Source organism: Exiguobacterium sp. UBA7533, assembly GCF_002479335.1.
Lineage (GTDB): Bacteria > Bacillota > Bacilli > Exiguobacteriales > Exiguobacteriaceae > Exiguobacterium_A.
This window is the reverse complement of the sequence record NZ_DLMP01000002.1, coordinates 1-25,309: the sequence shown is the minus strand read 5'-3', so window position 1 is coordinate 25,309 and position 25,309 is coordinate 1. Positions and strand designations below refer to the sequence as shown.

General features: G+C 48.1%; 29 protein-coding genes and 7 tRNA genes. 3 read left to right on the top strand and 33 right to left on the bottom strand.

Going from position 1 to position 25,309, the window contains the following annotated elements; translation table 11 throughout:
- Positions 1 to 107 precede the first annotated feature (107 nt).
- Complete coding sequence (locus B2U10_RS04255) at positions 108 to 1,226, top strand: glycosyltransferase family 4 protein (protein ID WP_290785870.1); 1,119 nt, start codon at positions 108 to 110, stop codon at positions 1,224 to 1,226.
- 60 nt (positions 1,227 to 1,286) lie between these two features.
- Here the strand turns inward: B2U10_RS04255 and B2U10_RS04250 are convergent, their stop codons facing one another.
- The 12 genes from B2U10_RS04250 to B2U10_RS04195 form a co-directional block, all read right to left on the bottom strand.
- Positions 1,287 to 1,946, bottom strand: coding sequence for a peroxiredoxin-like family protein (locus B2U10_RS04250; protein ID WP_290785867.1), 660 nt, complete (start codon positions 1,944 to 1,946; stop codon positions 1,287 to 1,289).
- Between the two features lie 40 nt (positions 1,947 to 1,986).
- The gene (locus B2U10_RS04245) at positions 1,987 to 3,054 is read right to left on the bottom strand and encodes a YcjF family protein (RefSeq protein ID WP_056064534.1); all 1,068 of its coding nucleotides are present in this window, start codon (positions 3,052 to 3,054) and stop codon (positions 1,987 to 1,989) included.
- Positions 3,055 to 3,151: 97 nt separating this feature from the next.
- The gene (locus tag B2U10_RS04240) at positions 3,152 to 3,634 is read right to left on the bottom strand and encodes a GNAT family N-acetyltransferase (protein WP_290785863.1); all 483 of its coding nucleotides are present in this window, start codon (positions 3,632 to 3,634) and stop codon (positions 3,152 to 3,154) included.
- Between the two features lie 65 nt (positions 3,635 to 3,699).
- The gene (locus tag B2U10_RS04235) at positions 3,700 to 5,055 is read right to left on the bottom strand and encodes a DUF4179 domain-containing protein (protein WP_290785861.1); all 1,356 of its coding nucleotides are present in this window, start codon (positions 5,053 to 5,055) and stop codon (positions 3,700 to 3,702) included.
- On the bottom strand, positions 5,030 to 5,572 hold the full coding sequence (locus tag B2U10_RS04230) for a sigma-70 family RNA polymerase sigma factor (protein WP_290785859.1): 543 nt from the start codon (positions 5,570 to 5,572) through the stop codon (positions 5,030 to 5,032). Before B2U10_RS04230 ends, B2U10_RS04235 begins: the two co-directional genes overlap by 26 nt.
- Positions 5,573 to 5,674: 102 nt before the next feature.
- Positions 5,675 to 6,112 carry a GNAT family N-acetyltransferase gene (locus B2U10_RS04225; RefSeq protein ID WP_414655312.1) on the bottom strand — a complete coding sequence of 146 codons (438 nt, stop codon included), beginning with the start codon at positions 6,110 to 6,112 and terminating at the stop codon, positions 5,675 to 5,677.
- A gap of 107 nt (positions 6,113 to 6,219) precedes the next feature.
- Entirely contained in the window at positions 6,220 to 6,921 is a 702-nt protein-coding gene (locus tag B2U10_RS04220; protein WP_290748476.1) for a YjjG family noncanonical pyrimidine nucleotidase, read from the bottom strand.
- Positions 6,922 to 6,923: 2 nt separating this feature from the next.
- Positions 6,924 to 7,394: a DMT family transporter gene (locus B2U10_RS04215; RefSeq protein WP_290748479.1), complete on the bottom strand. Its 471-nt coding sequence runs from the start codon at positions 7,392 to 7,394 to the stop codon at positions 6,924 to 6,926.
- 12 nt (positions 7,395 to 7,406) lie between these two features.
- Positions 7,407 to 8,069, bottom strand: a complete 663-nt coding sequence (locus B2U10_RS04210) for a Crp/Fnr family transcriptional regulator (protein ID WP_290785853.1) — start codon at positions 8,067 to 8,069, stop codon at positions 7,407 to 7,409.
- A 12-nt stretch (positions 8,070 to 8,081) separates the two neighbouring features.
- Positions 8,082 to 8,507 carry a DMT family transporter gene (locus B2U10_RS04205; RefSeq protein WP_035411585.1) on the bottom strand — a complete coding sequence of 142 codons (426 nt, stop codon included), beginning with the start codon at positions 8,505 to 8,507 and terminating at the stop codon, positions 8,082 to 8,084.
- A gap of 194 nt (positions 8,508 to 8,701) precedes the next feature.
- Positions 8,702 to 9,556: a PPK2 family polyphosphate kinase gene (locus B2U10_RS04200; protein WP_290748483.1), complete on the bottom strand. Its 855-nt coding sequence runs from the start codon at positions 9,554 to 9,556 to the stop codon at positions 8,702 to 8,704.
- Between the two features lie 74 nt (positions 9,557 to 9,630).
- The gene (locus B2U10_RS04195) at positions 9,631 to 10,485 is read right to left on the bottom strand and encodes an SDR family oxidoreductase (RefSeq protein WP_035411591.1); all 855 of its coding nucleotides are present in this window, start codon (positions 10,483 to 10,485) and stop codon (positions 9,631 to 9,633) included.
- Positions 10,486 to 10,607: 122 nt separating this feature from the next.
- On the opposite strand from B2U10_RS04195, the gene B2U10_RS04190 reads away from it, so the two are divergent.
- On the top strand, positions 10,608 to 10,940 hold the full coding sequence (locus B2U10_RS04190; protein WP_375092162.1) for a winged helix-turn-helix transcriptional regulator: 333 nt from the start codon (positions 10,608 to 10,610) through the stop codon (positions 10,938 to 10,940).
- 61 nt (positions 10,941 to 11,001) lie between these two features.
- On the opposite strand, the gene B2U10_RS04185 is transcribed toward B2U10_RS04190, so the two are convergent.
- From B2U10_RS04185 to B2U10_RS04170, 4 genes are all read right to left on the bottom strand, one after another.
- Complete coding sequence (locus B2U10_RS04185) at positions 11,002 to 11,994, bottom strand: NAD(P)/FAD-dependent oxidoreductase (RefSeq protein ID WP_290748493.1); 993 nt, start codon at positions 11,992 to 11,994, stop codon at positions 11,002 to 11,004.
- Positions 11,995 to 12,058: 64 nt separating this feature from the next.
- Positions 12,059 to 12,952: a phosphotransferase family protein gene (locus B2U10_RS04180; RefSeq protein ID WP_290748496.1), complete on the bottom strand. Its 894-nt coding sequence runs from the start codon at positions 12,950 to 12,952 to the stop codon at positions 12,059 to 12,061.
- Positions 12,949 to 13,431 carry a GNAT family N-acetyltransferase gene (locus B2U10_RS04175; RefSeq protein WP_290776627.1) on the bottom strand — a complete coding sequence of 161 codons (483 nt, stop codon included), beginning with the start codon at positions 13,429 to 13,431 and terminating at the stop codon, positions 12,949 to 12,951. The genes B2U10_RS04180 and B2U10_RS04175 overlap by 4 nt, the downstream gene beginning before the upstream one ends.
- Before the next feature lie 13 nt (positions 13,432 to 13,444).
- A complete protein-coding gene (locus B2U10_RS04170) occupies positions 13,445 to 14,005 on the bottom strand; it encodes an isochorismatase family protein (RefSeq protein WP_290785850.1) in 561 nt (186 codons plus the stop codon).
- A 129-nt stretch (positions 14,006 to 14,134) separates the two neighbouring features.
- Between B2U10_RS04170 and B2U10_RS04165 the strand changes: the two genes are divergently transcribed.
- Positions 14,135 to 14,308 (top strand): hypothetical protein, encoded by a 174-nt coding sequence (locus B2U10_RS04165; RefSeq protein WP_155960197.1) that lies wholly within the window; start codon positions 14,135 to 14,137, stop codon positions 14,306 to 14,308.
- Between the two features lie 39 nt (positions 14,309 to 14,347).
- Here B2U10_RS04165 and B2U10_RS04160 read toward each other — a convergent pair whose 3' ends face one another.
- From B2U10_RS04160 to B2U10_RS04080, 17 genes are all read right to left on the bottom strand, one after another.
- Positions 14,348 to 14,947: a short chain dehydrogenase gene (locus B2U10_RS04160; protein WP_290785847.1), complete on the bottom strand. Its 600-nt coding sequence runs from the start codon at positions 14,945 to 14,947 to the stop codon at positions 14,348 to 14,350.
- Positions 14,948 to 14,985: 38 nt separating this feature from the next.
- Positions 14,986 to 15,753, bottom strand: coding sequence for an alpha/beta hydrolase (locus tag B2U10_RS04155; protein WP_290785845.1), 768 nt, complete (start codon positions 15,751 to 15,753; stop codon positions 14,986 to 14,988).
- Positions 15,754 to 15,776: 23 nt separating this feature from the next.
- Positions 15,777 to 16,343, bottom strand: a complete 567-nt coding sequence (locus tag B2U10_RS04150; RefSeq protein ID WP_290785842.1) for a hypothetical protein — start codon at positions 16,341 to 16,343, stop codon at positions 15,777 to 15,779.
- 75 nt (positions 16,344 to 16,418) lie between these two features.
- Positions 16,419 to 18,215, bottom strand: coding sequence for a glutamine--fructose-6-phosphate transaminase (isomerizing) (gene glmS, locus B2U10_RS04145; protein WP_056064583.1), 1,797 nt, complete (start codon positions 18,213 to 18,215; stop codon positions 16,419 to 16,421).
- A 411-nt stretch (positions 18,216 to 18,626) separates the two neighbouring features.
- A complete protein-coding gene (gene glmM / locus B2U10_RS04140) occupies positions 18,627 to 19,982 on the bottom strand; it encodes a phosphoglucosamine mutase (protein ID WP_029343107.1) in 1,356 nt (451 codons plus the stop codon).
- 29 nt (positions 19,983 to 20,011) lie between these two features.
- On the bottom strand, positions 20,012 to 21,298 hold the full coding sequence (locus B2U10_RS04135; protein WP_056064586.1) for a CdaR family protein: 1,287 nt from the start codon (positions 21,296 to 21,298) through the stop codon (positions 20,012 to 20,014).
- Positions 21,298 to 22,158 carry a diadenylate cyclase CdaA gene (gene cdaA, locus B2U10_RS04130; RefSeq protein ID WP_056064589.1) on the bottom strand — a complete coding sequence of 287 codons (861 nt, stop codon included), beginning with the start codon at positions 22,156 to 22,158 and terminating at the stop codon, positions 21,298 to 21,300. The genes B2U10_RS04135 and cdaA overlap by 1 nt, the downstream gene beginning before the upstream one ends.
- A 79-nt stretch (positions 22,159 to 22,237) precedes the next feature.
- Positions 22,238 to 22,858, bottom strand: coding sequence for a hypothetical protein (locus B2U10_RS04125; protein WP_056064592.1), 621 nt, complete (start codon positions 22,856 to 22,858; stop codon positions 22,238 to 22,240).
- Between the two features lie 16 nt (positions 22,859 to 22,874).
- Complete coding sequence (gene sigW, locus B2U10_RS04120) at positions 22,875 to 23,438, bottom strand: RNA polymerase sigma factor SigW (protein WP_056064595.1); 564 nt, start codon at positions 23,436 to 23,438, stop codon at positions 22,875 to 22,877.
- Positions 23,439 to 23,562: 124 nt separating this feature from the next.
- Positions 23,563 to 24,471, bottom strand: coding sequence for an arginase (gene rocF / locus B2U10_RS04115; protein ID WP_056064598.1), 909 nt, complete (start codon positions 24,469 to 24,471; stop codon positions 23,563 to 23,565).
- 211 nt (positions 24,472 to 24,682) lie between these two features.
- Positions 24,683 to 24,758: transfer RNA gene (locus B2U10_RS04110), tRNA-Ala, on the bottom strand.
- A 9-nt stretch (positions 24,759 to 24,767) separates the two neighbouring features.
- Positions 24,768 to 24,839 (bottom strand) — tRNA-Gly (locus tag B2U10_RS04105).
- 6 nt (positions 24,840 to 24,845) lie between these two features.
- Positions 24,846 to 24,918, bottom strand: a tRNA-Lys gene (locus B2U10_RS04100).
- Between the two features lie 4 nt (positions 24,919 to 24,922).
- Positions 24,923 to 25,006 (bottom strand) — tRNA-Tyr (locus B2U10_RS04095).
- A gap of 38 nt (positions 25,007 to 25,044) precedes the next feature.
- Positions 25,045 to 25,117, bottom strand: a tRNA-Thr gene (locus B2U10_RS04090).
- A gap of 13 nt (positions 25,118 to 25,130) precedes the next feature.
- Positions 25,131 to 25,205 (bottom strand) — tRNA-Glu (locus B2U10_RS04085).
- Positions 25,206 to 25,207: 2 nt separating this feature from the next.
- Positions 25,208 to 25,282, bottom strand: a tRNA-Asn gene (locus tag B2U10_RS04080).
- Positions 25,283 to 25,309 lie beyond the last annotated feature (27 nt).

Below are 25,309 nucleotides of genomic sequence, written 5' to 3'. Positions count from 1 at the left end.
GTCTATTGATTTGATGCATTTTCTAGGAATATCCTTCTACTGTAGAGAAGATTAGTAGCAGAACCGATCTTTCGGATCAAATTTTTTCTACGCAAAGGAGGTACGACATGAAACCTCATCTACTTTTTTTATCTTGGCGTGATGCTCGACATCCACAAGCCGGAGAAGCTGAAACTTTTATTCATGAAATGTTGCGGCGTGTCAGTACTACCTACCGAGTTACCCATTTGTCTGTCTCATTCAAGGGCGGATCACCGACGGAGTATCGAGATGGTATCACTTACCTCCGTTATGGTACGACAGCTTCTCTTATTCCATATGCACTTTATTATTACTGGTCTTATGCTAAAACGATTGATTTAGTTCTGGATCATTTGAATGGGTTTCATTTCTTCACACCACTTTATGTTCCACGTCATAAACGAACTTTATTTCTTTATCAATTGATTCGTGAGCGTTGGTCGACGACACTTGTTTTTCCTTTTTCAAAGCTTGGCGAATGGACAGAGACTCGACGGTTAAGCTGGTATAAAGATAGTCATGCCTTGACTGTCAGCCCCTCTGTTGTAGATGAACTACAAAGTGCTGGTTTTACTAACAGTCATATCACGATGTTGCCGCCAGGACTTTCCTTTTCCCCGTGGTCTGAACAGGAATGGGAGTTAAAAGAACATGTTCCAACCTTTCTATATATCAACCGTCTGAACGAAAAAGAACTTCAAGATACGATTGGGGCATTTCTCATGGTCCAACGTGAGTTTCCTGAGACACGCCTCTGGCTGATTGGTATTCGTAACAGCTCTCATCTTTTGCAATACCTTACACTTCCCCTTCCTAAAGAAGTGAAGGATGCTATCACATATTACGATTCAGTCACTGAAACAGAAACGCGCAGCATGATGAGTCGTGCCACCGCTCTCCTCTTCCCTTCTATACGCGAAGGCGTGGGTTTTCCTATAATTGAAGCGGCAGCTGTCGGAACACCATCCATCGTATACGATGCTCCTGGTGTCCGAGACGCCGTTCAGTACGGCATGACAGGCTACATGGCTAAAAACAAAACACCTGGTGCACTCGCTGCCGAAATGCGAGCTTGCTTCCGAGATTCAGAGGAGTACGAAGCCATTCGCATCTCCGCTCATCATTTTGCACGGGCAATGGATTGGCAACAGACTGATCTTAAATTTCAAGAATGGCTGAGACGAGTACTTCTTGATACAAAATAAAGGGAAACTTCAAACGGTCTGACTTCTCCCAACAAGTAGAGAGAAGCCAGACCGTTTAAGTCAATCTTCATACTTTTTATTCTGTTCAAGGTTTTGGAGGATGTGTTCTGGATCAACGCGTTTCGTATAATCGGACGGCACTTCTACGAAACGAATCACACCATTCGTATCAATGATAAACGTCGCCGGTTTCGGTAACTGCCAATCCTCATTTCCATTGTGCTTCGCTACATCGAGTCCCGATGCTTTGTAAATCTCAATCAAATAAGCTGGCAGGTCAAACACGAGATCAAATTGACGGGATACATGTAAATCAACGTCACTTAAGACAGGGAAACTTAACGCATTCTTGTTTGCTGTCTGTTCAGCAAAATCAGGTGTCTCTGGACTGATCGCAACGACGGTCGCTCCCTGAGCACGAATTCGGTCGATTTCCCGTTCATACGCGCGAAGTTCGAGATTGCAGTATGGACACCAGCCACCCCTGTAGAATGTTAAGATGACAGGACCTTGCTCGAGTAATGTCTCGATCGCCACAGACTTGCCAGATACATCGGGTAACGTAAAGTGTGGAATCGTATCACCGACACCTAGACCTTTAGCGACTCCAGAAGCAGCCAGTTCAGCTGTCGCTTCCGCCATCAACCGTTGTTTCTCAGCAGGTGCCTTTTGTCGGAATTTCGATTGATATTGTTTGATTTCTTCGAGTAGTCGTGTCATATGTTCTCCCCCTTCATTGCTGTATGGAATAGCAAGGAGATTACTCGTTTGTCTCTTCTGACGACTCCTCCGCCTTCTTTCGGAATCGTTTGACGAATCCCATTAGTTGTTCCGGCGTTAGTTCGAGCTTATTCTCATAGACATATTTCGTTCCATATCCAAGTGCAAGGGTGGCGGTCGAAGCGACTCCCGCGGCAATGACGGCACCATATCCAGGAACCAGTTTCGCTATTTGTCGAAAAGCCGTTTTCCCGGAGTTTCCGACGATTGTCACGACAAGCAACTCTTTGGCACTCTCCTTGGATAACTGCCGTTCATACAGATTTGATAACTTGAGCATCAAGCCGATTTGAATTGAAGTCAACGGAATGATATCAGCTCCTGGAAACGGGACAGCACCAATCGCACCAGCAGCTGTTCCGGCACCCACGATCCAATTGTTGGCGATCTTCCCGCGAACGGTCGGATCCATCTGGCGAACGAACACATTATCCTTGTCGAACTTTTTTAAGATATCGAGGACCTCCCGGCGGAGCCGATCAATATTCGTTCCTTCTCGTGCTGATACGGGAATGATTTTTGGTCCTGGTAGTTTTTCTGCAATATGGCGAACGATCGTGTCGACATCATCCGTCGCATCCATCTTCGTGACAACGATCAAGACATTTTGGTTATGTTGATAGATTTTCTGGAAATTCTTCGTCTCTGTCTCAGACAAGACAGTACCTGCCGCATTTAAAAAATAAAGGATGACATCGGCACTTTGATAATACGTCCATGTCGCTTCCGAGTTCTGTGTATTGGCATCATTTAGTCCCGGTGTATCGACGAAGATGACTTTATCTTCCGGATGTTGCCTTACTTGATCGATGCGGACCGTTTCACCTGGGCGTGCTCCGACCGTTGCCACTTCACGACCAAGAATTGCGTTCAAGGTCGAGGATTTCCCCGCATTGACATCTCCGATCAGAGCAACCGTCACGTCCTGCTCCAACGATTGATTAAAATCCCGTCGCTCCGATTCAAACGACTGATCAAAGATTTCCTCCAGTTTGCGTTTCCGCTTTTGTTGATTGGTCTCAAGTCCCTCACCAAAAAAATCATCCATCGTGATCCCTCCCCTTCTTTTGCTGTCTGTCTTTTCCCGTTATCCCTTGCTTTCAACACAAAGAAGGCAAGGGAACATTGCGTCCACTTGCCGAATTTTAGAGATATGGGCTGCGTCGCTCGAGCAATACCGTATCGCGCCATCTGCCTCCGAGCCGACCAATTCGCTCCCGGCGACCAACTTCGCGAAAATTAAAACGTTCATGAAGGCGCAGACTCGCATGATTTTCCGGAAAGACTTGCGATTGCAGGGTCCAGATGCCTGCTGCTTCACTTGCTTTAATGACGTCTTCCATCAAGCGTGTGCCGACACCTTTACCGCGTGCTTCTTCCGCGATATAAAGACTGATTTCAGCGACACCAGCGTATGCTGGAATCGAAGAAAATGGACTTAACGCAACCCAGCCGAGCAGTTGCTCGCCTTCGATCGCAACGAGACGACTGTGTTCATGGTGATGCCTCGTCCATTCTTCGTACGGTAATGCTTCCGTGCGAAACGTCGCGTTCTCCGTCTTTATTCCTTGTTCGTAAATACGGACGACTTCTTCGTAATCGTCCGCTGTCATTTGACGTACTTTCATCTCATCAGACTCCTTTGTTGCTCACATGCTGATTCTAGTTCGACAGCATGTCAGGAGACTCCTGTTTAATCGACGGTGAACGGAATCGGTTTCAAGTCGATTGGTGTGTTCGTCATGATATTCGAGTAACCTGTCTCCAGATAAAATTCGTCAATGGATGCCATTTGTGAAGCTGATAACGTAAACGTTGCTCGGAATTGCTTTTGGTTCGCATCTCGTACCGTGATGTGTGGTTTGATTTCACGCCCATCCGGTGGTTCGTTTCCTTGAATCAAGAACATGCTTCTCACTGCATCCAATTTAATGTTTGATAACATTTCGACTGCATTCGTTTCAAAATCGACGATTACTTGAGAGTCCGTAATCTTAATTTTTTGTGTCGTCATTTTTAACGGATGTGTTGGATTCTGCTCCGCGTAAGGTAACGATGTCGTCAATGGAATAAACGTTGTTTTAGGTGTAATGCTTAATTGAGGATGCAATGTGTATGCCCCACTCGGAATCACATAGTTGCCTAGACTAAGCCGTGACGTATCGGTTCGCTCGGATGAAGTATTCGTATGGCTTACTAAGGCTGTACTTTCTGACCAATTGTGAATGACTTCTTTCCCACTATCATCAAACAATGAAAATATGATTCGGTAATCATATGACTTCGGATAAACCGCCGTATAATCAAACGTCGTACTTGCCTGTCCTTTTGTCATCTGTTTCAACGTGACATCGACCGCATAATCAGGATTCTTCACCGTCGTATTAAACCTCTGTTCAATCGCTTGCAGTCGTTTGACGGGAACCTCGAATTGCCAGTTTCCGTCTACACCAAACATTTCCGAAATCACAAGTGGCACCTGCATGGAATCACTTAATTTCTGTAAGCTGACATCATATTCGATTCGTGCTTTCCATACCTTACCGTCCTGTTTGAAATGTGCCAGTTCTTGATTTTCAGTACCTTCGAATCGTTTATCCCCTTTGAACAATTCATAAAACGCAGCTCGTTTCGTTTCATTGACGTCTGGTGCACCAGTTGCTGTCAGGTTCATCCCGATCGTCGTACCATCATAATAGGCGTCGACGATCTTGATCGTAATGCCTTGATCGGTTACCGTCTGATCAATTGCTGTTGCAAGTTGTTTCTTCTCGATTTCCGTGCCGACTGTGCCCTGTTCTGTAAAGGGGCGATACAATCCACCAATCCATGGCACATGCGACATCGCGGAAGCAAACGGTGGAACGATGAACGTCGTCACGAATAGTGAGGCGGCAAGACCCGCAATGGCGACGTATTGCTTCCGATGACGACGTTGTTGTTTTCTTTCCGCTACGCCTTGCGTAATCCCTTGACGAATCCGGTCTTGTAAGGCGTTCGTCGGGACAGGAATTTTTTCGTAGTCATTTCGTAGATCGTGCTGTGCCATAATCCATTCCTCCTAACTGTATCTTCAATTCTTCGCGTCCTCGCTTTAAGTACGTCTTGACCGTATTGAGAGTGATGCCGATGAAACTTGCGATCTCTTTCATCGGAATATCATGAAAATAGAAGAGAACTAAGACGTCCCGGTATTCTTTTCGCAGATGCGATAAAGCGTACACAAGATCAAGGTGTTCGTCTCGCGACCGGTCTTCCTGTACCAGAACATGAAGTAAGATATCATCTGTTGGTTGTTGTTTTTCCAGCACGCGGTAACAATTACGGATCAGAATTTTCGTGATCCACGTCACGAAATGTTTCGGTTCCTTCACTTGTTCGATCGAGATAAACGCTTTATAAACTGTCTCTTGTACGACGTCTAAGGCATCGTGTTCGTTCTTCACGTAAAGATATGCTGTTCGGTAGAGTTGTTCGCTATGTAGGAGCACCAATTGCTCGAACGCCGCTTCATCGTGCTTCATCGCACGGCGGACGAGTGTCGTGTGCTCGTTTCGTAAGTCCATCGTGTTCCCTCCCTTTACTTATTAGAGCATGACGAGTCACAAAAAGTTTCAAAAAATATCCAAAAGAAAAGGACTCTTGCGTTTCAAGAGTCCTTCCATCCTTCAAATGTCTAATCGTACTGCCATTTCCCGACCGAATCGGTCCCTGTGGTCGATGAAGCCGAGACTCGCATACAGACTGTGCGCCGCCTGATTATCCGGTCGATAGCCGACGACGATTCGTTTCGCTGCAGGTAACATTCGCATCTCTTCAATCAGGGCTTGCATCGCTAATCGCCCGATACCGTTCCCTTGCTGCGCCTGATCAACCATGATGCGGTATATCCAGTAACCGTCGAGTTCTTCTAGTTCCGTGTTGTACATCACAAAACCAACAACCGTATCGTCCATCATAATCGCCCGAAGGACAAGGCTTGGTTCGAACTTCGCTTGCGCGATCGAATAGACATTCGCTTCCATGAAGTCCTGCTGTTCTGCTGTCAGCGTCAGCTCACAACAAGCTTCCCAATTTTCTGCTGTTACCGGTACGAGTTGAATCATGTTCATTTCCCCTTTTAATTAGACGGGAGTTGCCTCCAGCGTCTGTTGATCACATCGTTGCACTGTGATCGCCCCCTTTCCTTCTCTTTCCTATCGACTGATTTGATTCATTGTTGAAGGACTGCTGCGTTTTCAAGCACTGCAGGTAGTTCGGCTAAAGAGGTAATCGTAAACGTGGGCTTGATATCCGTTGCCGGCTTTCCTTCTGGATTAAACCAACATGTTGCGATACCAGCTTGATTGCCACCTGCAATATCAGCTGACAAGGAATCTCCGATAATGATCGTTCGCGCCGGGTCGAATTGTGGAATCCGCGCAAACACATGATCGAAAAATCCTGCCATCGGCTTTTGAAAACCCGTCTCTTCTGAAACGAAAATCGCTTCAAAGAAGTCCGTTAATCCAGCCCCCTCGAGCCGTGCGCGTTGCGTCTTCGAAATACCGTTCGTGACGACGTACATCTCGACGTTCCCTTCTAGTTGCTCTAACAGGGCAGTCGCACCCGGAATCAATTCCGTCCCTTGCGCGAGGTATCCGCGATACGTTTCGTCAACTTCTCGTCCGTTGACTTCTCGTCCTTCTTCCGCAAAGAACGTCACGAATCGCGAGTGAATGACTTCCTCACGTGTCACTTCACCCCGTTCGAGTGCTCTCCAGAGCGCGTGATTGATTTCCTTGTAGCGCGCTTCTCGCTCAATCGTCCACGTTAGATCTTGTTGCTCGAGCAGATGGCGAAAGGCAATCCGTTCCGTCGATTCAAAATCAAGTAGTGTATGGTCAATATCGAATAATACTGTCGTGTAAAACATATTCAAGCTCCTTTTCGTAAGCGTTGTGCAGTCGTTGTTTTCCCGCCCAGTTGAAATAACAGAACGCCGCCACCAATCAATAGGACACCAAGTGCTTTCGTCCACGTAAACGGAACGGTCTGTAAACCAAACCAGCCGAGCGTGTCCCACAGCAAGGCAAATAAGATTTGCGACACCATGACGATCGAAATCGCTCGACTTGGTCCGAGTTGTTGAACTCCTTGCGTCACACAGAGGACGACACCGACACCGATGATCCCACTGAACCAAAACCAAGTTTGCGCCTGTTCGAGTGCAAACAATTGTGACCCTTCGACGATCAAACCAATCGTCAGTGAAGCGAGGAACCCGAGTCCAAGGACTAGCGTCGTCGTCGCCCAAGCACCGACATGTTCTTTGACTTTTGCGTTAAACGTATTTTGAATACAAACGAGCATGCCCCCACAAAGAGCAAGGATGATTCCCGTAACCATGTCGCACCTCTTTCATTCGTAAATGCTTTCTCCAACGCGCTCCATCAATCCGTCTCGATCAATGATCTCAATCGTATGCTGCGTTCTGCGAATCAACCCATCGTCGACGAACTGACGTAAGACACGGTTGACATGACGGTAGCTCGTCCCGATCAAATCTGCCGCATCGACCAGTTCCTTACTCGCAAAAGCATCCGTATCAGGTGTCATCGACAGCAAATAACTGGCTAGCCGAACTTCTACCGGATACAGCAGATTGAAGCTGAGCGTATGCGATTTTAATTCAAACTTTTTCGTGATCGTCTCGAGTAAAAATAATAGAAAAGCAGAATGATGTACACGTGCCTCTTCCAAATCCGCATAGGCGATGCGTAAGACGGTTACTGGTGTCACTGCCTCGACCGTGTTCATCAAATCAATCTTTCGGACGAACTCAATATCGCCGACGAGATCAAACGGATGCTTGAAGGACAACACGAGACGTTTCCCCGTTACCGACATATGCGTAATCTTCAATTTCCCTTCGACGAGCAGGTACAGTTCATGCGCAACATCGCCTTGTCGGCATAAAGCCTCACCCGGTGCGAACGTCTGGATGTGCATCGCCTTGCGTAGCGATACATCAAAGACATGCGTTAACTGATACCGTTCCAAATAGCTCACAATGTCCGTCACTTCTTCTCCTCCTTAGCTCTTTAAGATGAAGATGCCTGCAACCATCATCAAGATGCCGATGATCTGCGGCCCCCGCAGTCGGCGTTTCATGACGCCGAACCAGCCTCTTCCGTCAATCCAGAGTGCCAGCGCTAATTGCGCTAATAAAAAGAGCGAAATCGTCAAGGTCACACCCATCCGGTGGACCGCCGTCATGTTGCTGAATAATATGATCGCCGCAAAGGCACCTCCTGCTAGATAAAGCGGTTTGACACGGCGCATCGCTGAAAAACTACGATCCCGTAAGACGACCGCTAAGAGGATCGCAACGATGAACCCGGTCATCTGAGTGATCGTCGCTGCTTGCCACGTCCCGATCGTTTGACTGATCCGGGCATTGGCGACACTTTGAAGCGTTAAGAAAAAGCCACCAGCAATCGCAAATAAGATACCACGCATATGCATACTCCTCTCTTCTTCCATGATACTCTCATTTAACGAGAGTCCTTCTGATTTGAACAGGACATTTGTCCCGAGATGTTCAGAAGTTCAGAAATCATGATGAGTAAATAGAATTTCATACAACTCTAAGTGTATTAAAAAAGCGATTGTTCTCTTGCTGAGAACAATCGCATTTGGTGTATTTAAATAGTTTATGCTTCTTCTTCCAGTCGTTTAATCGCTTCATCCAGCTGTTCCTGATCCTCTTCTGATAGCTTTGGATATTGCGGATCAATTTCCTTCAGGACGTCATTCATGACTTCGGTGACGATATAGCGGGAATACCATTCGTCATCTGCCGGTAAGATATACCATGGTGCATGTGATGTCGATGTCGCTGAGACGAGCTCAGCAAAAATCTCATGGTATTCGTCCCAGTGCTTGCGTTCCTCAATGTCATTAAACGAGAATTCGAAGTTTTTCGTTGGATCTTTCAGACGAGTCAACAGCCGTTGCCGTTGCTCCTCTTTTGAGACATGAAACAAGAACTTGACGACTCGGAAGCCATTCTCGACGAGATAGCGTTCAAAGTCATTAATTTGACGATAGCGCATCTGCCACACGTCACCCTCATCCGGCTTTTCTTCCTCCTCGAGCAAATCATGGATTCGTGGGGCAATGACTTCCTCATAATAGGAGCGATTTAAGATGCCGACTTCCCCTTTTTCTGGTAGTCCTTCGTGGATCCGCCATAGGTAGTCATGTTTTTGCTCCGTATCCGACGGTTTTTTGACGGAAATCGTTCGGAGTCCTTGTGCGTTCAAGTTAGAAAAGATATAGCTGATCGCCTCGTCCTTCCCCGCTGCATCAATTGCTTGCAGGATGACGAGGACGCCATTTTTCTCTTCAGCATGCAAACGCCAATGTAACTCTTGTAACGTCTCAACACTTTTTGGAATCCGTTTCTCTCGCAATTCTGCTTCCGAAATTTTATGTTCTTCTGATGTCGGGTAATTCGAAAACGAGACTTGCTCGCCTTCCTTAACACGATAGGATGACAGTTTCATGGTAGGGCTCCTCCTTTAATTGCTTCTAAAGGGGATTTACCCTACTCATTCATCCTGAAAACGTTCAGATGAACTTATCTTTTCAAAAGGAGACGGACTCCCTCTTCCAGCGTCGTCACGGGACGACCAAGTAATGCTTCAAAATCAGTACTTTCTACTGCCAGAGTCCCTGCTGCGATATCTGCCTGGATACCAGTCAGCATTGGAATCAAGAAGTCAGGTAAGCCAGCTGCTTGCATCCGCTCACCATATGTCGCTTCATCCACTTCATCTAAAGCGACCGATCGGTTAAGCACTGTTCCGACTGCAGTCGCGAGTTCTGCTTGTGTATGCAACGGACCCGATAGTTCATAGATGGGGTTTGGATGCTCAAGCGTCAGTCCCGTCGCAATTGCTAGCGCATACTCATCTTGTAACGCCCATCCGACTTTCCCTTCGCCTGCTGCCGTTAACCAGTCTGCGCCTTGCGCGACGGCGTCAATCGTTCCGAGTTCATTTTCGAGATACCAGTTGTTACGGAAAAAGACATACGGGATACCTGTCGCTTGAATCGCTTCCTCTGTGACACGATGCGTTCGAGCAAGTCCGTTTGTACTGTGTGCCGCATTGGCGATGCTCGTATAGCCGATCAGCTTGACGCCTGCCTCTTTTGCTGCCGTGACAGCGGCTTGGTGTTGCCGGATCCGAGTCGCCTCTTCACCGTCCGTCGAAATGATCAACAATCGATCGATTCCTTGAAACGCTTGTCCGAGTGTTTCGGGCTGATCAAAGTCTCCGTATCGGACATCGATTCCTTGTGCTGCAAGCTCTGTTGCTTTTTCGACGTCGCGGACACTAACTGCTACATGTTCGTTGCCGACTTGTTCACTGAGGTGTTGCACGATCCGCGCGCCTAATTTTCCGGTTGCTCCTGTAATTAACCATTTCATGATGAAACCACTCCTTTGAAGTTTGATGTTGTTCTTCATGATACGCTAGGTGATACACTAAAAAAAGTAGGCACTTATCTGAAACTAGGTCCCTCAAAACGAACCAATGGGAGAGGATGAATGTGGCTGTATTCGATACAACGACCAATCAACGCACTGCCTGTCCAGTCACTCGGGTCCAACAGATGGTCGCTGGCAAATGGAAGATCATCTTGCTGTGGCACCTGACACACGGGACACATCGTTTTCATGAACTGCAACAATTAACAGGTATCTCTAAGGGAACTTTGACACGTCAGCTACGTGAGCTCGAAGCAGATGGTTTGATTCAACGGCACGTCTTTGGCGAAGTTCCCCCTCGTGTTGAATATTCTCTAACGGATGCCGGACATAGTTTTTTACCGATTCTTGACCAAATGGCAGCTTGGAGTGAGCAACACTTCCAGGGGGAATAATCGTGAGTAACAAAAAAACATGCGCTTCTTCTCGATTCAGAAAAGAAGTGCATGTTGTCGTTCATTCCGTCGCTGTCACCGTCTGACGTAAGTGGGTATCAATCGCCTCTGCGACGCGTAATCCGGAGATGACAGCACTCTCGACGCGCGTCCGCCCTGATGCATCATCGGCTTCAAGGAACGCATCACCAGCAAGCCAAAGTGGATGTGACGACAGTTTCAAATGCGGTGTCCGGTAAACTGCGCGTGCCTGAGCGTAACGCCAACGCTTGAGCTGGCGGGAGATAATCGTCACTGGTCCGAGTTGCTGTTGTAACAGACGCTCGACTTCCGCGAGTGTCTCTTCTTCTGGGCGCTCGTACCAGTCTTCACTGAAGCGAGCTGTCATATAGACGCTCAGGAGTGTCGTCTTCGAAATCTGTTTCTCGGCATTATTGACGAGTTTTAACATCCCATCGACGAGTTGTTCGTCTTGTAGGCCGACTTCCCCGATCGTCAGTCGCTCTTTGATTTCAAACAGACCCACGAATGTCGGCTCGAACGTCACTTGGCGTAACTGCTCATGATCGTCCTCTCCGAGCGCCAGATCAGAAGCCTGCAACAGTTCATATGCTTGCGGTACAGGCGCCGTCACAAGTAACGCATCATACGCACCTTGATGATCCGTCGCTTGTGTGACGAGTTCGTCCTCCATTGCCGTAATATGCGTGACCTGTTCATTCAACTGGACGGGAATCCCTCGACCAATCGCTTGTACGAGTTGATTCATGCCGTCCGTCGCGACATAGCGTGGAAAATCCGTTCCGAACCATTTACGAACCCACCCTTTCTCAAGCCAGTCGTCGACTTCGCGTCCTAACTCTTCCGTCCGAACCGTGAAGAAGACGGCACCATGATCCGCTGTTCCTTCATCAATCCGACGAGTCGCCATTCGCCCCCCGACGCTCTGGCTTTTTTCGATGATTTCAACAGCATGTCCTGCTGCCTGCAATTGACGTGCCGCAAAGATTCCGGCGAGTCCACCACCGATGATTCCGATTCGTTTCCCTGTCATCTCGCTTCCCCCTCATATTCCTCATTTCTCTAAGTATAGAGGTTTCTTCCAAGACATGGGTGAATCAATACCCGTCCGATATGCTCGTCATCTGTAGTTCCTGCTCGATGAGCATGATGTTCTCCTCAAAGAACACCCGGTGCTCTTCTAGTCCACGTTTGATGCACCAGCCGACGGCCGTGAGTGCTTCCCACAAACCATAGTATGCTAGATACGTCTCAATCGGCACGTCTGGGTGTAATGTTGCGTATCCTTCTTGAAATGCCGTGACGTAAATGGAACCGAACGTATTGAGATTACGGACGATCTTCGTGAAGTCCATCTCGACGGCCCCGTAGCGGGTCGTCTCGAAATCGATCACCCCTGTGACTTGATCACCTACCGTCAGTAAATTTGCTAGGCGGAAGTCACAATGTGTGGCAACGGGACGTGAAGGCTCCGGTAACGACTGTTCTCGTCTGACTAACTCTGTTTGGATGTTCTCTAAAAAACTGGGATCGAGTTCGGTCGTGATGAACGGCATGAATCCATCGAGTTTTTCATTCCGGAAGCGTCGCCAGTCCTGAACCGGATAGGCATAAAATCCATCTTCCGTATACTCGCCGTAAACTTCTCCTGTACACGTATGCAGCATTGCGAGCGTTCGACCAATTTCGTACGCCAATTTTTTATTCATCGTGATCGGTGCCTGTCCCGCTAAGGCAGCAAGTACGAACGCCCCGGTCGTCTGCCCGGGAGCTGCTTCAGCTAAGATGTGCGGCACGGGTACAAATTCTTCTAGTGCATGAATCCAGCCACGTTCCCGGTACCACTTTTCAGCCGTATACGGGCGCTTCAAGAAGACGACCTGACCATCCGTTAGGACGAGACGATCGACTTCAGAACTATACGATTCGTCGACAGTCGCGCATGCTGCGACGTCGAGTTGAAAATGTTCAATCCATTCGTCTCGCGTCATTCCGTCGTTCCCACTATTTTCTGTAGCGTTTCACCTGGTAGACCGTCAATCGGTCCAACATAGGTCGATTCAAAACCTAATCCGATCAAAATACGGCGCGAGGCTTCATGTGCTGGATCAATCGTCGCCGTGACGACCTGTAACTCTTCTTCTGTCGCTAACTGTAAGAGACGCTCTGCAATGGCTGTGCCGTATCCGCGTCCCCACTGATCGGGTAGTAGCATGTAACCGAGCTCTGCTTCGAACGGTTGCGTTTGACTCCGGGTCATGTGCCCGATTCCAATCCATGTCTCTTCGGTATAAATCAGATACGATCCGAGTCGGTCGTGCTGCTGTTGTTCAAGGATTCGCTCAAAGCGTTGTTTCGTTTCCGTATCTGTTAATGCCTGTTCCGTGATGTAACGCATGACACGTTCATCTTGGACGAGCGTCGCGTAGCGATCGTAATCGGACGCTGTCATTTTTCGTAATTCAATCATCTTATTCTCCTCTTCATGTCCGGTAGTCCTTGTGGGTTGGGGTGAAGACATCTTCCGTCGACGGACGAACAATCGCAAAATGTTCGACGTTATAATGACCATGCAAGACTTGATTGTGGTGGGCGATCATTTGCTCCGGCGTCAGGACATCGGACCCGTTCGTCGTATGCCCGTCGGCAACGAGTGTGACATCAAAACCATGTACTGTCGCACTGCGTACCGCAGTATCGATGCAGTGTTCCGTCTTACAACCTAAGACGATTAGATGTTCAATCGATGCTTGGCGTAGATGATCGAGCAATGGGGTACCATGAAACGCATTCGTCGCTGCTTTATCAAACGTGACACTGGACGCTGGAACGGGAATCGAATCATGGACTGCAAAACCGGGTCCTGTTCCGCCAGCGACATCTAGATCCCGAATAAAGACGACTGGGATGTTCCGTTCGTCTGCTTCGAGTACGACCGCTTCGATGACGTGCGCAACTTGTTCCTTTAAGTATACCGGACGTTCTTCGGTGTTTCCGTCAACGAGTTCCTGTTGAAAATCAATCACTAGGACCGCTTGTTTCATCGTCATGTTCCTCCTTGTAAAATCGACTGCTTGTTTCCTTCCCGCTCATCTGAATGATTTCCTGCTCCTGACGGGCGCGAAACTTTTTAGCTATTGGATTCGTTAAGAAGAAAGAAAGGATGTGTCTGGATGATTTGGTTTGGCGTCATCTTCTTATGTGTGCTTCTCGTCAATCTGACACTGGAGAAACTGATCATGAACCGGACGATGACAGGTCGCTGGTTCGTACGCAACTTACTCATTTGTCTCGGGATCACTCTATTACTTTTCGGAATCGAACGTTATATCCTATCCGGTCTGTAAAAAAAGCAGGTAGCAATTTTTCGCTACCTGCTTTTTCATTTAATAAACTTCGTAGTTTTGCCCCGTCTGTGCCCCTTCGACACTTTTTTCGAACGCCGTCGCGACACGTGACGCCGGAACGGCTTCAAAACCACGGAAGAAGGGTCCGTACTTCTCGAGCGACTCAATCAGTACGTTCGGACTGACACTGTTGATTCGAATGCCTCGTGGCATCTCGATCGCCGCTGCATGAACGAACGCTTTGACCCCACCGTTCGCCAGCGCAGCAGATGCGCCTTGGCGAATCGGATCGTCCATCATGATGCCGGTCGTCAGCGTAAAGCTTCCCCCGTCTCGTACTGACTGTAAACCAAGTAGGACCAGATTGACCTGACCTTTTAGTTTACTGTCGATTCCGATTTGATTGAGCTTCGGTGTTAAATTCGTCAATGGACCAAAATGAGCGCCACCTGTCGCACTGATGACGGCATCAACAGAACCGACTGTTTCATACATCGCTCGGATACTTGCTTCTGACGTAATATCGACTTGCACATCCGCTCCGCTTCGTCCGGCACGAATGATGTCATGCCGCTCACTCAGCCGTTCGACGACTGCCTGTCCAATCGTTCCGCTTGCTCCTACTACTAAAATTCGCATGATCCCTTCCCCTTTCACGTATCGCTTACCTATCTAGCCTACTGCACAGCAGATGATGGTTTCAAGGAATCTACCGGATGCGTCTTCAAGAAGACGAGGATTTCTTCGAACAGACGCTGTTTGTCCCGATCGAGCGTCAGTAAATGTTTACTGTTCGGAAGAAGAACCTTTTTCTGATCTCGGCTCGACACCGTCGTTTCGATTCGCTCGAGACTGGCATGATAGACCGCATCATCTAAGGCACCAAGGAATAGAGCGATGGGCTGTGTGATCTTCGGCAAGACGACTCCTGTGTCGAGAATGAACTGTTGCAGTGCCCGTAAATCTTTTTCCGGTCGTGGAAAATGACGGTCGACAAAATCTGCGATCCACTCCGGCGAACGATCGTCAAATTGAAAATACCGTTCCGTATAGCGACGAACGCGGTGCTCAAGTCCGGCAATCGTCCGCTCAAGAATCGGCGTCGAGAGTAAGATGAGTCCGGCACATCCTGACTGTTCTGCCAGTCGAAGTGCCATCACTCCACCGAGTGATTGTCCAATCAAAAAGATGTCTTTGTGTCCTCGATCTTGTAAAAACGCAAGTCCGACTTGCACGGACTGCCAGACGTCTTCGATCGTCGTCTCAAACAAGCGCTCCGGCGATTCCCCGTGCCCGGCGTAATTGGGCGCGTAACAGGTATACCCGGCTACATGTAAAAAGCGAGCGAGCCCCCGCATCTCATTCGCACTACCAGTAAAACTATGTAACAGCAAAACAGCAGGTCCGGGTCCTTCTAAGTACAGATCCTTTGATTTCGTGATCATGGGCGCACCTCCTTTTTATCTCTTTAAACTTCCTCTACCGAAGTATTCTCCCGTAACGATTTTATAATCTGAAAGCCTGGGTAGTCCGCTTCAGATCGTCGTTCGCCACTTGACCGGTAATAAGCATTCCAGTAACTGATCATCCGGTCTTCGATTCGCTTCATGTATGCCGGATCATCCTCGACGAATCGCCGCTTCACTTCCGGATCCCATTGCTCGATCACAGGTACGATGATATCAACGATTTCACAGACGTATTCACTAGCAAGTTCAAGAATATAGATGAGTATCCATTCATCTTGTTGATTTGTTTTGAGTAACTGACGGAGATAACGTTCACGGATGTGACCATCATGGTGACGGGTGTAAAGGCAAAATAACATCGTTTGTTGAGTCGACGTCAGTTGTTTAATCCGCTCCGAGTCAACCTCTGGTACATATAAGCGAGTCGGAATCTGTATCTGTTCGTGCTCTGTATTTACTTCGATCGCCCCGGGTGATAAACGCGTCCAAGCAAACGGTAGACACGCTTGGACGATTCGGACGTCCTGTTCATATCGTTTAGGAAATGCGGCGATCCAGCGATTCATCTTGTTGTCCTCCTATATAAAAAACCCCAAACGGCAGACACTTTCGCGCCTATCGTTTGGAGTCGATTTATTTTCTTATTCAACCGTTACCGACTTCGCCAAGTTACGTGGCTTATCGACGTCGCAGTCGCGACCGAGTGCCGCGTAGTATGAAATCAATTGAAGTGGCAAGACAGACAAGAGCGGTGACAAGAGTGGCTCGACTGCTGGGATGACGAAGGCATCCGTCGGCAATTCAAGACCTTCTGCTGCGATGACACACGCGTTTGCACCACGCGCGACGACTTCCTTGACGTTCCCACGGTTGTTGAGGTGAACGTGTGGTTGTGTCACGAGTGCGATGACCGGTGTGTTATCTTCGATCAAAGCGATCGGGCCGTGCTTGAGCTCTCCACCCGCATATCCTTCTGCTTGGATATATGAGATCTCTTTGAGTTTCAATGCACCTTCCATCCCGACGTATGCATCTTGTCCGCGACCGATGAAGAACGCGTTACGTGATTCAGACAAGTACTCTGTCGCGATTTCTTGGAAACGATCTTTTTGAGACATGACCGATTCCATCGCACTTGAGATTTTACCGAGTTCCTTCATGAGATCGAAGTTGACAGCAACCCCTTTCGCTTGAGCGAGGTCAAACGCAAGAACAGCGAGGACAGCGATTTGAGCTGTATACGCTTTTGTTGAAGCAACGGCGATTTCTGGACCCGCGTGGAGCAATAATGTTGCGTTCGCCTCACGTGACAATGTTGATCCTGGAACGTTCGTGATCGTCAGTGCCGGGTGACCAAGTTTCTTCGCTTCAACGAGAACCGCACGGCTATCCGCTGTTTCACCTGATTGTGAAAGGAAGAGGAAGAGTGGTTTCTCTGTCAATAATGGCATGTTGTATCCGAACTCAGAAGAGATGTGCACTTCTGTCGGGATGCCTGCGATTTGTTCAATCAACTGTTTCCCAATCAAACCAGCATGATAGCTTGTTCCGCAACCGATGATGTAGACACGGTCACGACCGAGTACGAGATCACGGACCGATTGGTCGAGTGTGATGTCGCCTGCTTCATTTTGATATTGTTGAACGATGTTCCGGATGACAGCTGGTTGCTCATCCATCTCTTTGAGCATGTAGTGCGCATACGTTCCTTTTTCGATATCTGATGCATCGATTTCAGCCGTATATGCTTCACGCTCTTGAACGTTACCGTCGAGATCTTGAATCGTAACGCTATCACGCGTCAAGATGATCATCTCACCGTCATGCAGCTCAACGAATTGATCCGTTACTTGTAACATTGCCATTGCGTCTGATGCGACGACGTTGAACGTCCCGTCACCGAGACCAACGAGAAGTGGTGATTTGTTTTTCGCAATGTACAAAACGTCTGGATTTTCAGCATCGATCAATGCGAGGGCATACGAACCGTGCAAGACGCGGAGTGTTTGACGGAATGCTTCCGCGACATCACCTGTCTCGTTGAAGTTCTTTTCGATCATCTGAACGATGACTTCTGTATCCGTGTCGCTGAGGAGATCGACATTCAATTCTGCTTTCAACTGCTCATCGTTCTCGATGACACCGTTGTGCACGAGTGTGAAACGTGTTGACGCACTTTGGTGCGGGTGCGCGTTTGGTACGCTTGGGACACCGTGTGTCGCCCAGCGTGTGTGTCCGATTCCGACTGTGCCGTCTGCATCTGCAGGAACGACTTCGCGTAGCGCAGCAATCCGGCCTACTTCTTTGTGGACTTGGACGCCGTCGTTGACGAACGCAAGACCTGCCGAGTCATAGCCGCGGTACTCGAGCTTCTCGAGACCTTTTAATAAAATTTCTTTCGTGTTGACCTGTCCAATCATACCTACGATTCCGCACATGTTACATCTCTCCATTTACAAGTATTTCCCTGAAGAGGAAACGGCTCTTGTTGAGAGGATCCCGATCGGTCTGTTTGTCCGCCCAATCACTTGGACGATTTCAGAACGATTTACGGTATGGATCTGGTACCGGGAGGCATCCGCCGAATCATTCGATAAACCTCCACCTCGTCAGCTTTCGTCCTACGGAGAAAGCCCTGGCGCTTCTTGTTTCTGTCCGACCCCGTTTCTGTCCGACTTCACCATCATACGAACTTTAATCTGAAAAAGCAAGAAAGGTAACGTATTTGTAACTATTCCCGATATTTTTCTATTCAATACGCATAATCCCTATTTTTTGTAAAAATATCAATTTGTTTTTCTAAAATAATTGTAAAAAAGAAGCAGAGCAATCGCTCTGCTTCGGGCTGCTTAGTTTTCTTGTAACGCGTAGTTCTCACGAACGACGTTCGCGATCCGCTCGACGTATGCATCACACGCTTCTTGTGTCGGGGCTTCTGCCATGACACGAACGAGTGGTTCTGTTCCTGACGCACGAACGAGAATACGTCCGTTGCCTGCCATCTCTGCTTCGACTTCTGCAATGATCGCTTGCACGGCAGGACCGCTCATTGCACCATTTTTGTCTGAGACACGGATGTTAACGAGACGTTGTGGGAAGATCGGCATCTCAGCTGCGAGTTCCGATAACTTTTTCCCTGTCGCTTTCATGATTTGCAACAACTGGACGCCTGACAACATGCCGTCCCCTGTCGTTGAGTAATCCATGAAGATGATATGCCCCGACTGTTCACCACCGAGCGTGTAGTCGTTCTTACGCATTTCTTCGACGACATAACGGTCACCGACTGCTGTCTGAAGTGCCGTCATCCCGTTTTCTTCAACAGTTTTATGGAAGCCGAGGTTACTCATGACCGTCGCAACGATCGTGTTGTCTTTCAGACGACCAAGTTCATTCAAGTATTTTCCGCAAATGAACATGATTTTATCGCCATCGACGATATCACCGTTCTCATCGACTGCAATCAAGCGGTCGCCGTCTCCATCAAACGATAAACCAACATCTGCGCCTTTTTCCTTAACGAAGGCAGCGAGATGTTCTGGGTGTGTCGAACCGACACCATCATTGATGTTGAGTCCGTTCGGAGTTGTACCGATCGTCGATACTTCTGCTTCCAAGTCACCGAATAGACGTGGTGCGAGGCTTGACGTCGCACCATGTGCGCCGTCGATCGCGACATGGATGCCTGAGAAATCTTCATCCGATGTCTGGCGAAGCATATGAAGATATTTTTGTGCACCTTCGTAGTAATCGTGAACGAAACCGAGTTCTTTTCCAGCTGGACGTGGTAATGTATCTTCTGCTTCATCGAGCAATGCTTCGATTTCAAGCTCAGTTGCGTCATCGAGCTTGAAGCCATCTGAACCGAAGAACTTGATTCCGTTATCTTCAACTGGATTGTGCGATGCAGAAATCATGACTCCCGCTGTGGCATCCATCGTTTTTGTCAGATACGCGACACCCGGTGTCGAGATGACACCAAGACGCATGACTTCTGCACCGATTGATAAAAGACCAGCGATGAGTGCGTTCTCAAGCATTTGACCAGAAACACGTGTATCGCGTCCAATCAAGACTTTTGGTCGTGTGCTTTCGTGTTTCGTCAACACGTAACCACCTGTTCGACCGAGGCGATATGCTAGTTCCGGTGTCAATTCTACGTTTGCGACGCCGCGTACGCCGTCAGTTCCAAAATACTTACCCATGTGTTATTTCCTCATTTCACTAATTTGTTTTAATTGGTCGGAACGGATGTCCGCGGAACAGCTTTTAGCGTGACATCCATATTATCCGGACGCAGGACATCAAAGGCTTTTGACGTCTGATACGAAATCGGCAATCCGTGCGTTCCTTCTTTTAGTCCCGTCACATCGATGACCGCTTTGATATCCGTCGCATCGATCGATGCTAAATCAGATTCTTTCCCACGGACAACGACATCAATCGTTTGGTTGTAATCAATCGTATACTTCGATTCATCAAACCCATTTAACGTGACCGTCACACCGGGAATCGTTTTCTCCGCTCGATCCTCGACGGTTTCTGTCGTCGACTTCGCATTTTCCTTTTCGACAACGATATTGACGGTGACCTGTGTCGGATCCATCGCTGTCGCATTTTCCGGTTCAACAAGTTTGACGGTTTTTTCTGTCGTCTTCGTCAATCCTTTGAGCGAGACCGCTTCCGTATCGACGGAACCGATACGCTCTAACTCTTCTTTTGTTCCATATAGACGAGCTTCCGTCGTAACGGGAACGATCTTGACGACGGTATATCCTTTTTTGACGTCATCTTTTGTCTGCACATTGATCGGTACCGTCTTACTTTCCTTATAGATCGGTACTGTGATTTCTAGTTGTTCCGGTTGATAAGATGCATTGATCGTATTCCCGTTCGCATCGGTCGCTTTGGCATTGAACGTCTCTTTAAACGTCTCTGCCCGACCAGTTACATCGATCGGTACTTGGATCGCTGAAATCGCCTGTAACTTCTCTGCGCCTCCCGTAACTTCAACGGTTTGTTGATTCGGTTGCGCTTCCCCAGCGACATATCCTTCAGCGATTTTGTTTTTATTGAGTAAGGCGACTTGTACCGGTACTTCCTTTGTAATCTTCTTATCGAGGAAGACTTCAATCGTCTCCTGCTTTGGCGTCACCTCGACATCTTTTCCGAAGCCAGTTGCTGTGACACGGACACGATGATAGCCAGGGTCAAGTCCTTTTAAATCAATCGATAACCCAAAATCCTGAACAAGCCGAAGCATCGTCAAGCTACTCGATGGACCTTTAACGGTTACCTCCATCGTATTTGGAATATTATAGGCGACCCACTGCGATTCATCATACTGGACCGTGACCGGCACGTCAAATTTCGTCGAACCTTGACCTGCGATCGGCAACAGACTAGCGGCGTCACTCTTTCCTGTCGTATTCGAACCTGCCACCATCAAATACAACATGACGGCTAAGACGACCGCAACAATGCGTAAAAACCATCGTTCATTGAACCATTTTTCGAACATTATTTTTTCGCCCCCATCCAGTTCAAGAAGGAAGTATTCGTCTGTTCGACCTTAACGATCGTCTCAAGCAACTTCGTCCGTAAGGATTCTTCATCGAGTTCCCGGTACAGACGTCCATTGATGGCGAGTGAGACACCACCCGTTTCTTCCGAGACGACGAGCGTAACACTATCCGTTACTTCACTGACACCGATTGCAGCGCGGTGACGTGTTCCAAGCTCTTTTGAGATATGTGCACTTTCTGACAACGGTAAGTAACAAGCGGCAGCTGCTAACTTGCCTTGCTGGACGATGACGGCGCCATCATGTAATGGTGTATTCGGAATGAATAAGTTGATCAGCAACTGACTCGTGATTTGTGAACCAAGCGGAATGCCCGTCTCTACGTATTCACTCAGTCCTGTCTCACGTTCAATCGTCACGAGTGCTCCAATACGGCGTTTTGACATGTACTGGGCAGACGATACGAGCGCATCGACGATTCGAACTTGTTCATCTTCATCACTGATCGCACTACGTGAGAAGAATTTACTCGTTCGTCCTAAGTGTTCCAGTCCACGCCGGAGTTCGGGTTGGAAGATGATGATGATCCCCAGTAACCCATAGGTGATAATTTGATTGAGTAAGAATTGAAGTGTTTTGAGTCCAAAAAAGCCACTCAGGAACCAACTGATCAAAATGACCGAAATCCCTTTAATGAGCTGGACCGCTTTTGTTCCTTTGACGATGATCATGAGACGGTAAATAACGAACGTCACAACCGCGATATCAATCACATCATTAATATAATCGTACCAATGTACGTTTTCTCCCAGTTTCAACAATTGAAATTGAAGTGGTTGCCAGCTGAAGTAATTCACCAACCGTGCCCCCTAACTCATCTGATTTAAACAGTTTCCATTATAGCACAAAGGGACGAGTTCGACTCGTCCCATCTGATTATTGAAATAGACGTTTGATTCCGTACCAAACGCGTTCGAATAATTGATCAATTTCCTTGATTTCTCCGGTCACGCTACCGGCACTCGCCGTGTAAGCTTTCCCGTCAACGGTCATGACGTCGCCATTAACTTTCCCTTCGATTCGGACGTTCCCGCCTTCGACATAGAGATCTTGATCGACCGTGACGCCTTTTGGCACGACGACCTCACCATTTTGAGCGACGATGCCTGGTGCATTTGTATAAGATAAGTCATGTTCTTCCTGTGCCATATAACCACCAAGGCTACCGACCGACAAAAGTAAGAAAACAGCCGCCGCCGCGAGCAATGGATATTGCTTCATCTTCCCTCCAAAACGGGACGGTTGCGGTTGGTGCAGTAAAGCAGCGCTCGGCGTATCCACCTGGTCGGGCAATTGTGCCAGCACGCGGGATGTAAAATCTGCCGATAATTTGGGCGCTGGAAGTTGACGCAGTCGAGCATCAAGGAGTCGATACTCTTCGAACTCGTCCATCGCGTCCGCTTCCCGTAACTCTGCTTCCAATCGCTCGAATTCCTCAGGTGGTTGGTTTTGATCTAAATAATCCTGAATTCGTTCATGTACATGCTCTCGTGACATGGTGAGTTCCTCCTTCTCATCGTTTGGCAAAATGCTTCTTCAGCGCTTCCCGTCCACGATGAATTCTAGTTTTGACAGTAGCGACAGGTAATTCGATCATTTCACTGATTTCCTTTAGTGAAAGATCCTCTATATATTTCAGGACGAGTGGGACGCGGTATTTTTCTGGTAAAGCTGCAATCGCATCCCCGACTTCACTTCGTTGCTCGTTATCGACCACTTGGTCCTCCGGCAAGGTGTCCTTGCTTTCGAGTTGTGAATACAATGTCAGTCCTTCAGTACCTGACATCTCAGCATCAAGAGAATAGTCAGGTTTCTTTTTCCGTAATCGGTCAATCGATACGTTCGTAACGATTCGGTATAACCAAGTCCGGAACTTCCATTGTGCATTATACGAATCGATCTTCGTAAATACACGGATGAAGGCTTCTTGTGTCGCATCCTCCGCTTCCATTCGATCGCGCAAGACCCGGAAAGCCACAAGAAAGGCACCTTCCTTATATAGATCAACAAGTGCCGCGAATGCATCACGGTCTCCCTGTTTCACTCGCTCAATTAAGCGTAGTGTCGTTTCTTCCACTTTGAATACCCCCCGCTCTATGCGGTCAATCTCTTATACGAAGTCGACCGATAAATGTTTCATCTCCTTTTAAATTGTAACAAAAAAACTTGAACCCCGATGAAAAGAGTTCAAGTTCTATCCATTATTTTACTAAGCGATGTGTTTCCATTGCCAAAAGTAAATCTCCGATCAGTTCATTCGCAAGTTCCGCGGTTCCGTTTCCTTCTTCAAGCAAAGGATTCACTTCAACGAATTCAGCTGCAATGAAATCTTCTGCTACCGCACAATGCTGTAACACCGTCTTCGCATCGTCTAAGAAAATGCCATCAGCAACACGTGTTCCTGTACCGACGACAAGCGATGGATCAAGACCGTCCATATCGAAACTAAGATAGAATGCATCCGTTGTTTCCTTCAAATAGGCAATCGCTTCTTCCATGATCGCGTCCATCCCCCGAGTTCGGATCGCTTCCATATCGTAGACACGAATACCAAGACGATCAATCAGTTCTTGTTCGCCTGGATCAACGTCACGTAATCCGATGAAGACGAGATGTTCCGGTTGCAGCTTAACATCTGTTCCTCCTACTTCCGTTAAACGCTGATGTCCTTCCCCAAGGGCTACAGCGAGCGGCATACCGTGGATGTTGCCAGACGGTGATGTTTCCGGTGTATTCAAGTCACCGTGTGCATCGAACCAGATGACGCCAAGACGTGGTACGGTCTGACGTAACCCCGCAATCGTTCCGATCGCCATGCTGTGATCACCACCAACTAACAACGGAAAGCGTTGCTCTGATAACGCATCGCGAACAATCAGATGCAAGTCATTCGTCGTGTGGACGACGCCTTCAAGACGCTTTAGCTTCGGATCTTCTTCTCGGACCGCATCCTCGGATAAAACAGCCGCTTCCCCGTAGCGTACTGCTTCTTGTCCCCGTGCTTCAAGTGTCGCTAACAAACCGGCTTTTTCGACAGCAGCAGGTCCGTGTTCAGTGCCCGGCTTTCCTTGTCCATAACGGTACGGTACGCTGATATACGCAATATTCATTCGATATTCCCCCTATGTCATAGTTACTTCTACATGTATTGTAAGCGGTAACAAATAGGTGGTTCAACTCAACAAAAAAACGCATGAATATACAAAAAAACACCGTGAAGGGAATCACGGTGTTCTTGCGTACGTACTCTGGTTATGCTTGGCATTTCATATAAAAAAAACTTAAGACGAACGAAACTCGCTTAAGATCTTTAAATAAAATTGGTGGAGCCTAGCGGGATCGAACCGCTGACCTCCTGCGTGCAAGGCAGGCGCTCTCCCAGCTGAGCTAAGGCCCCGAAAGAAAAAGCGGAAGACGGGATTCGAACCCGCGACCCCGACCTTGGCAAGGTCGTATTCTACCACTGAACTACTTCCGCAAGAAATGAGCCATGCAGGATTCGAACCTGCGACCCTCTGATTAAAAGTCAGATGCTCTACCAACTGAGCTAATGGCTCGACATGGTGGGGGGGGGCGGATTCGAACCGCCGAACCCGAGGGAGCGGATTTACAGTCCGCCGCGTTTAGCCACTTCGCTACCCCCCCAGTTTGTCTAGGAAACTTATACGATTGAGAAAAAACAGTGCCGGCAACAGGAGTCGAACCCGCGACCTACTGATTACAAGTCAGTTGCTCTACCAGCTGAGCTACACCGGCACAAAAAGTATAATGGTGACCCGTACGGGATTCGAACCCGTGTTACCGCCGTGAAAGGGCGGTGTCTTAACCGCTTGACCAACGGGCCATTGGCTCCGCAAGTAGGATTTGAACCTACGACCTACCGGTTAACAGCCGGTTGCTCTACCACTGAGCTATTGCGGAATAAATGAATTGCCTGGCAACGTCCTA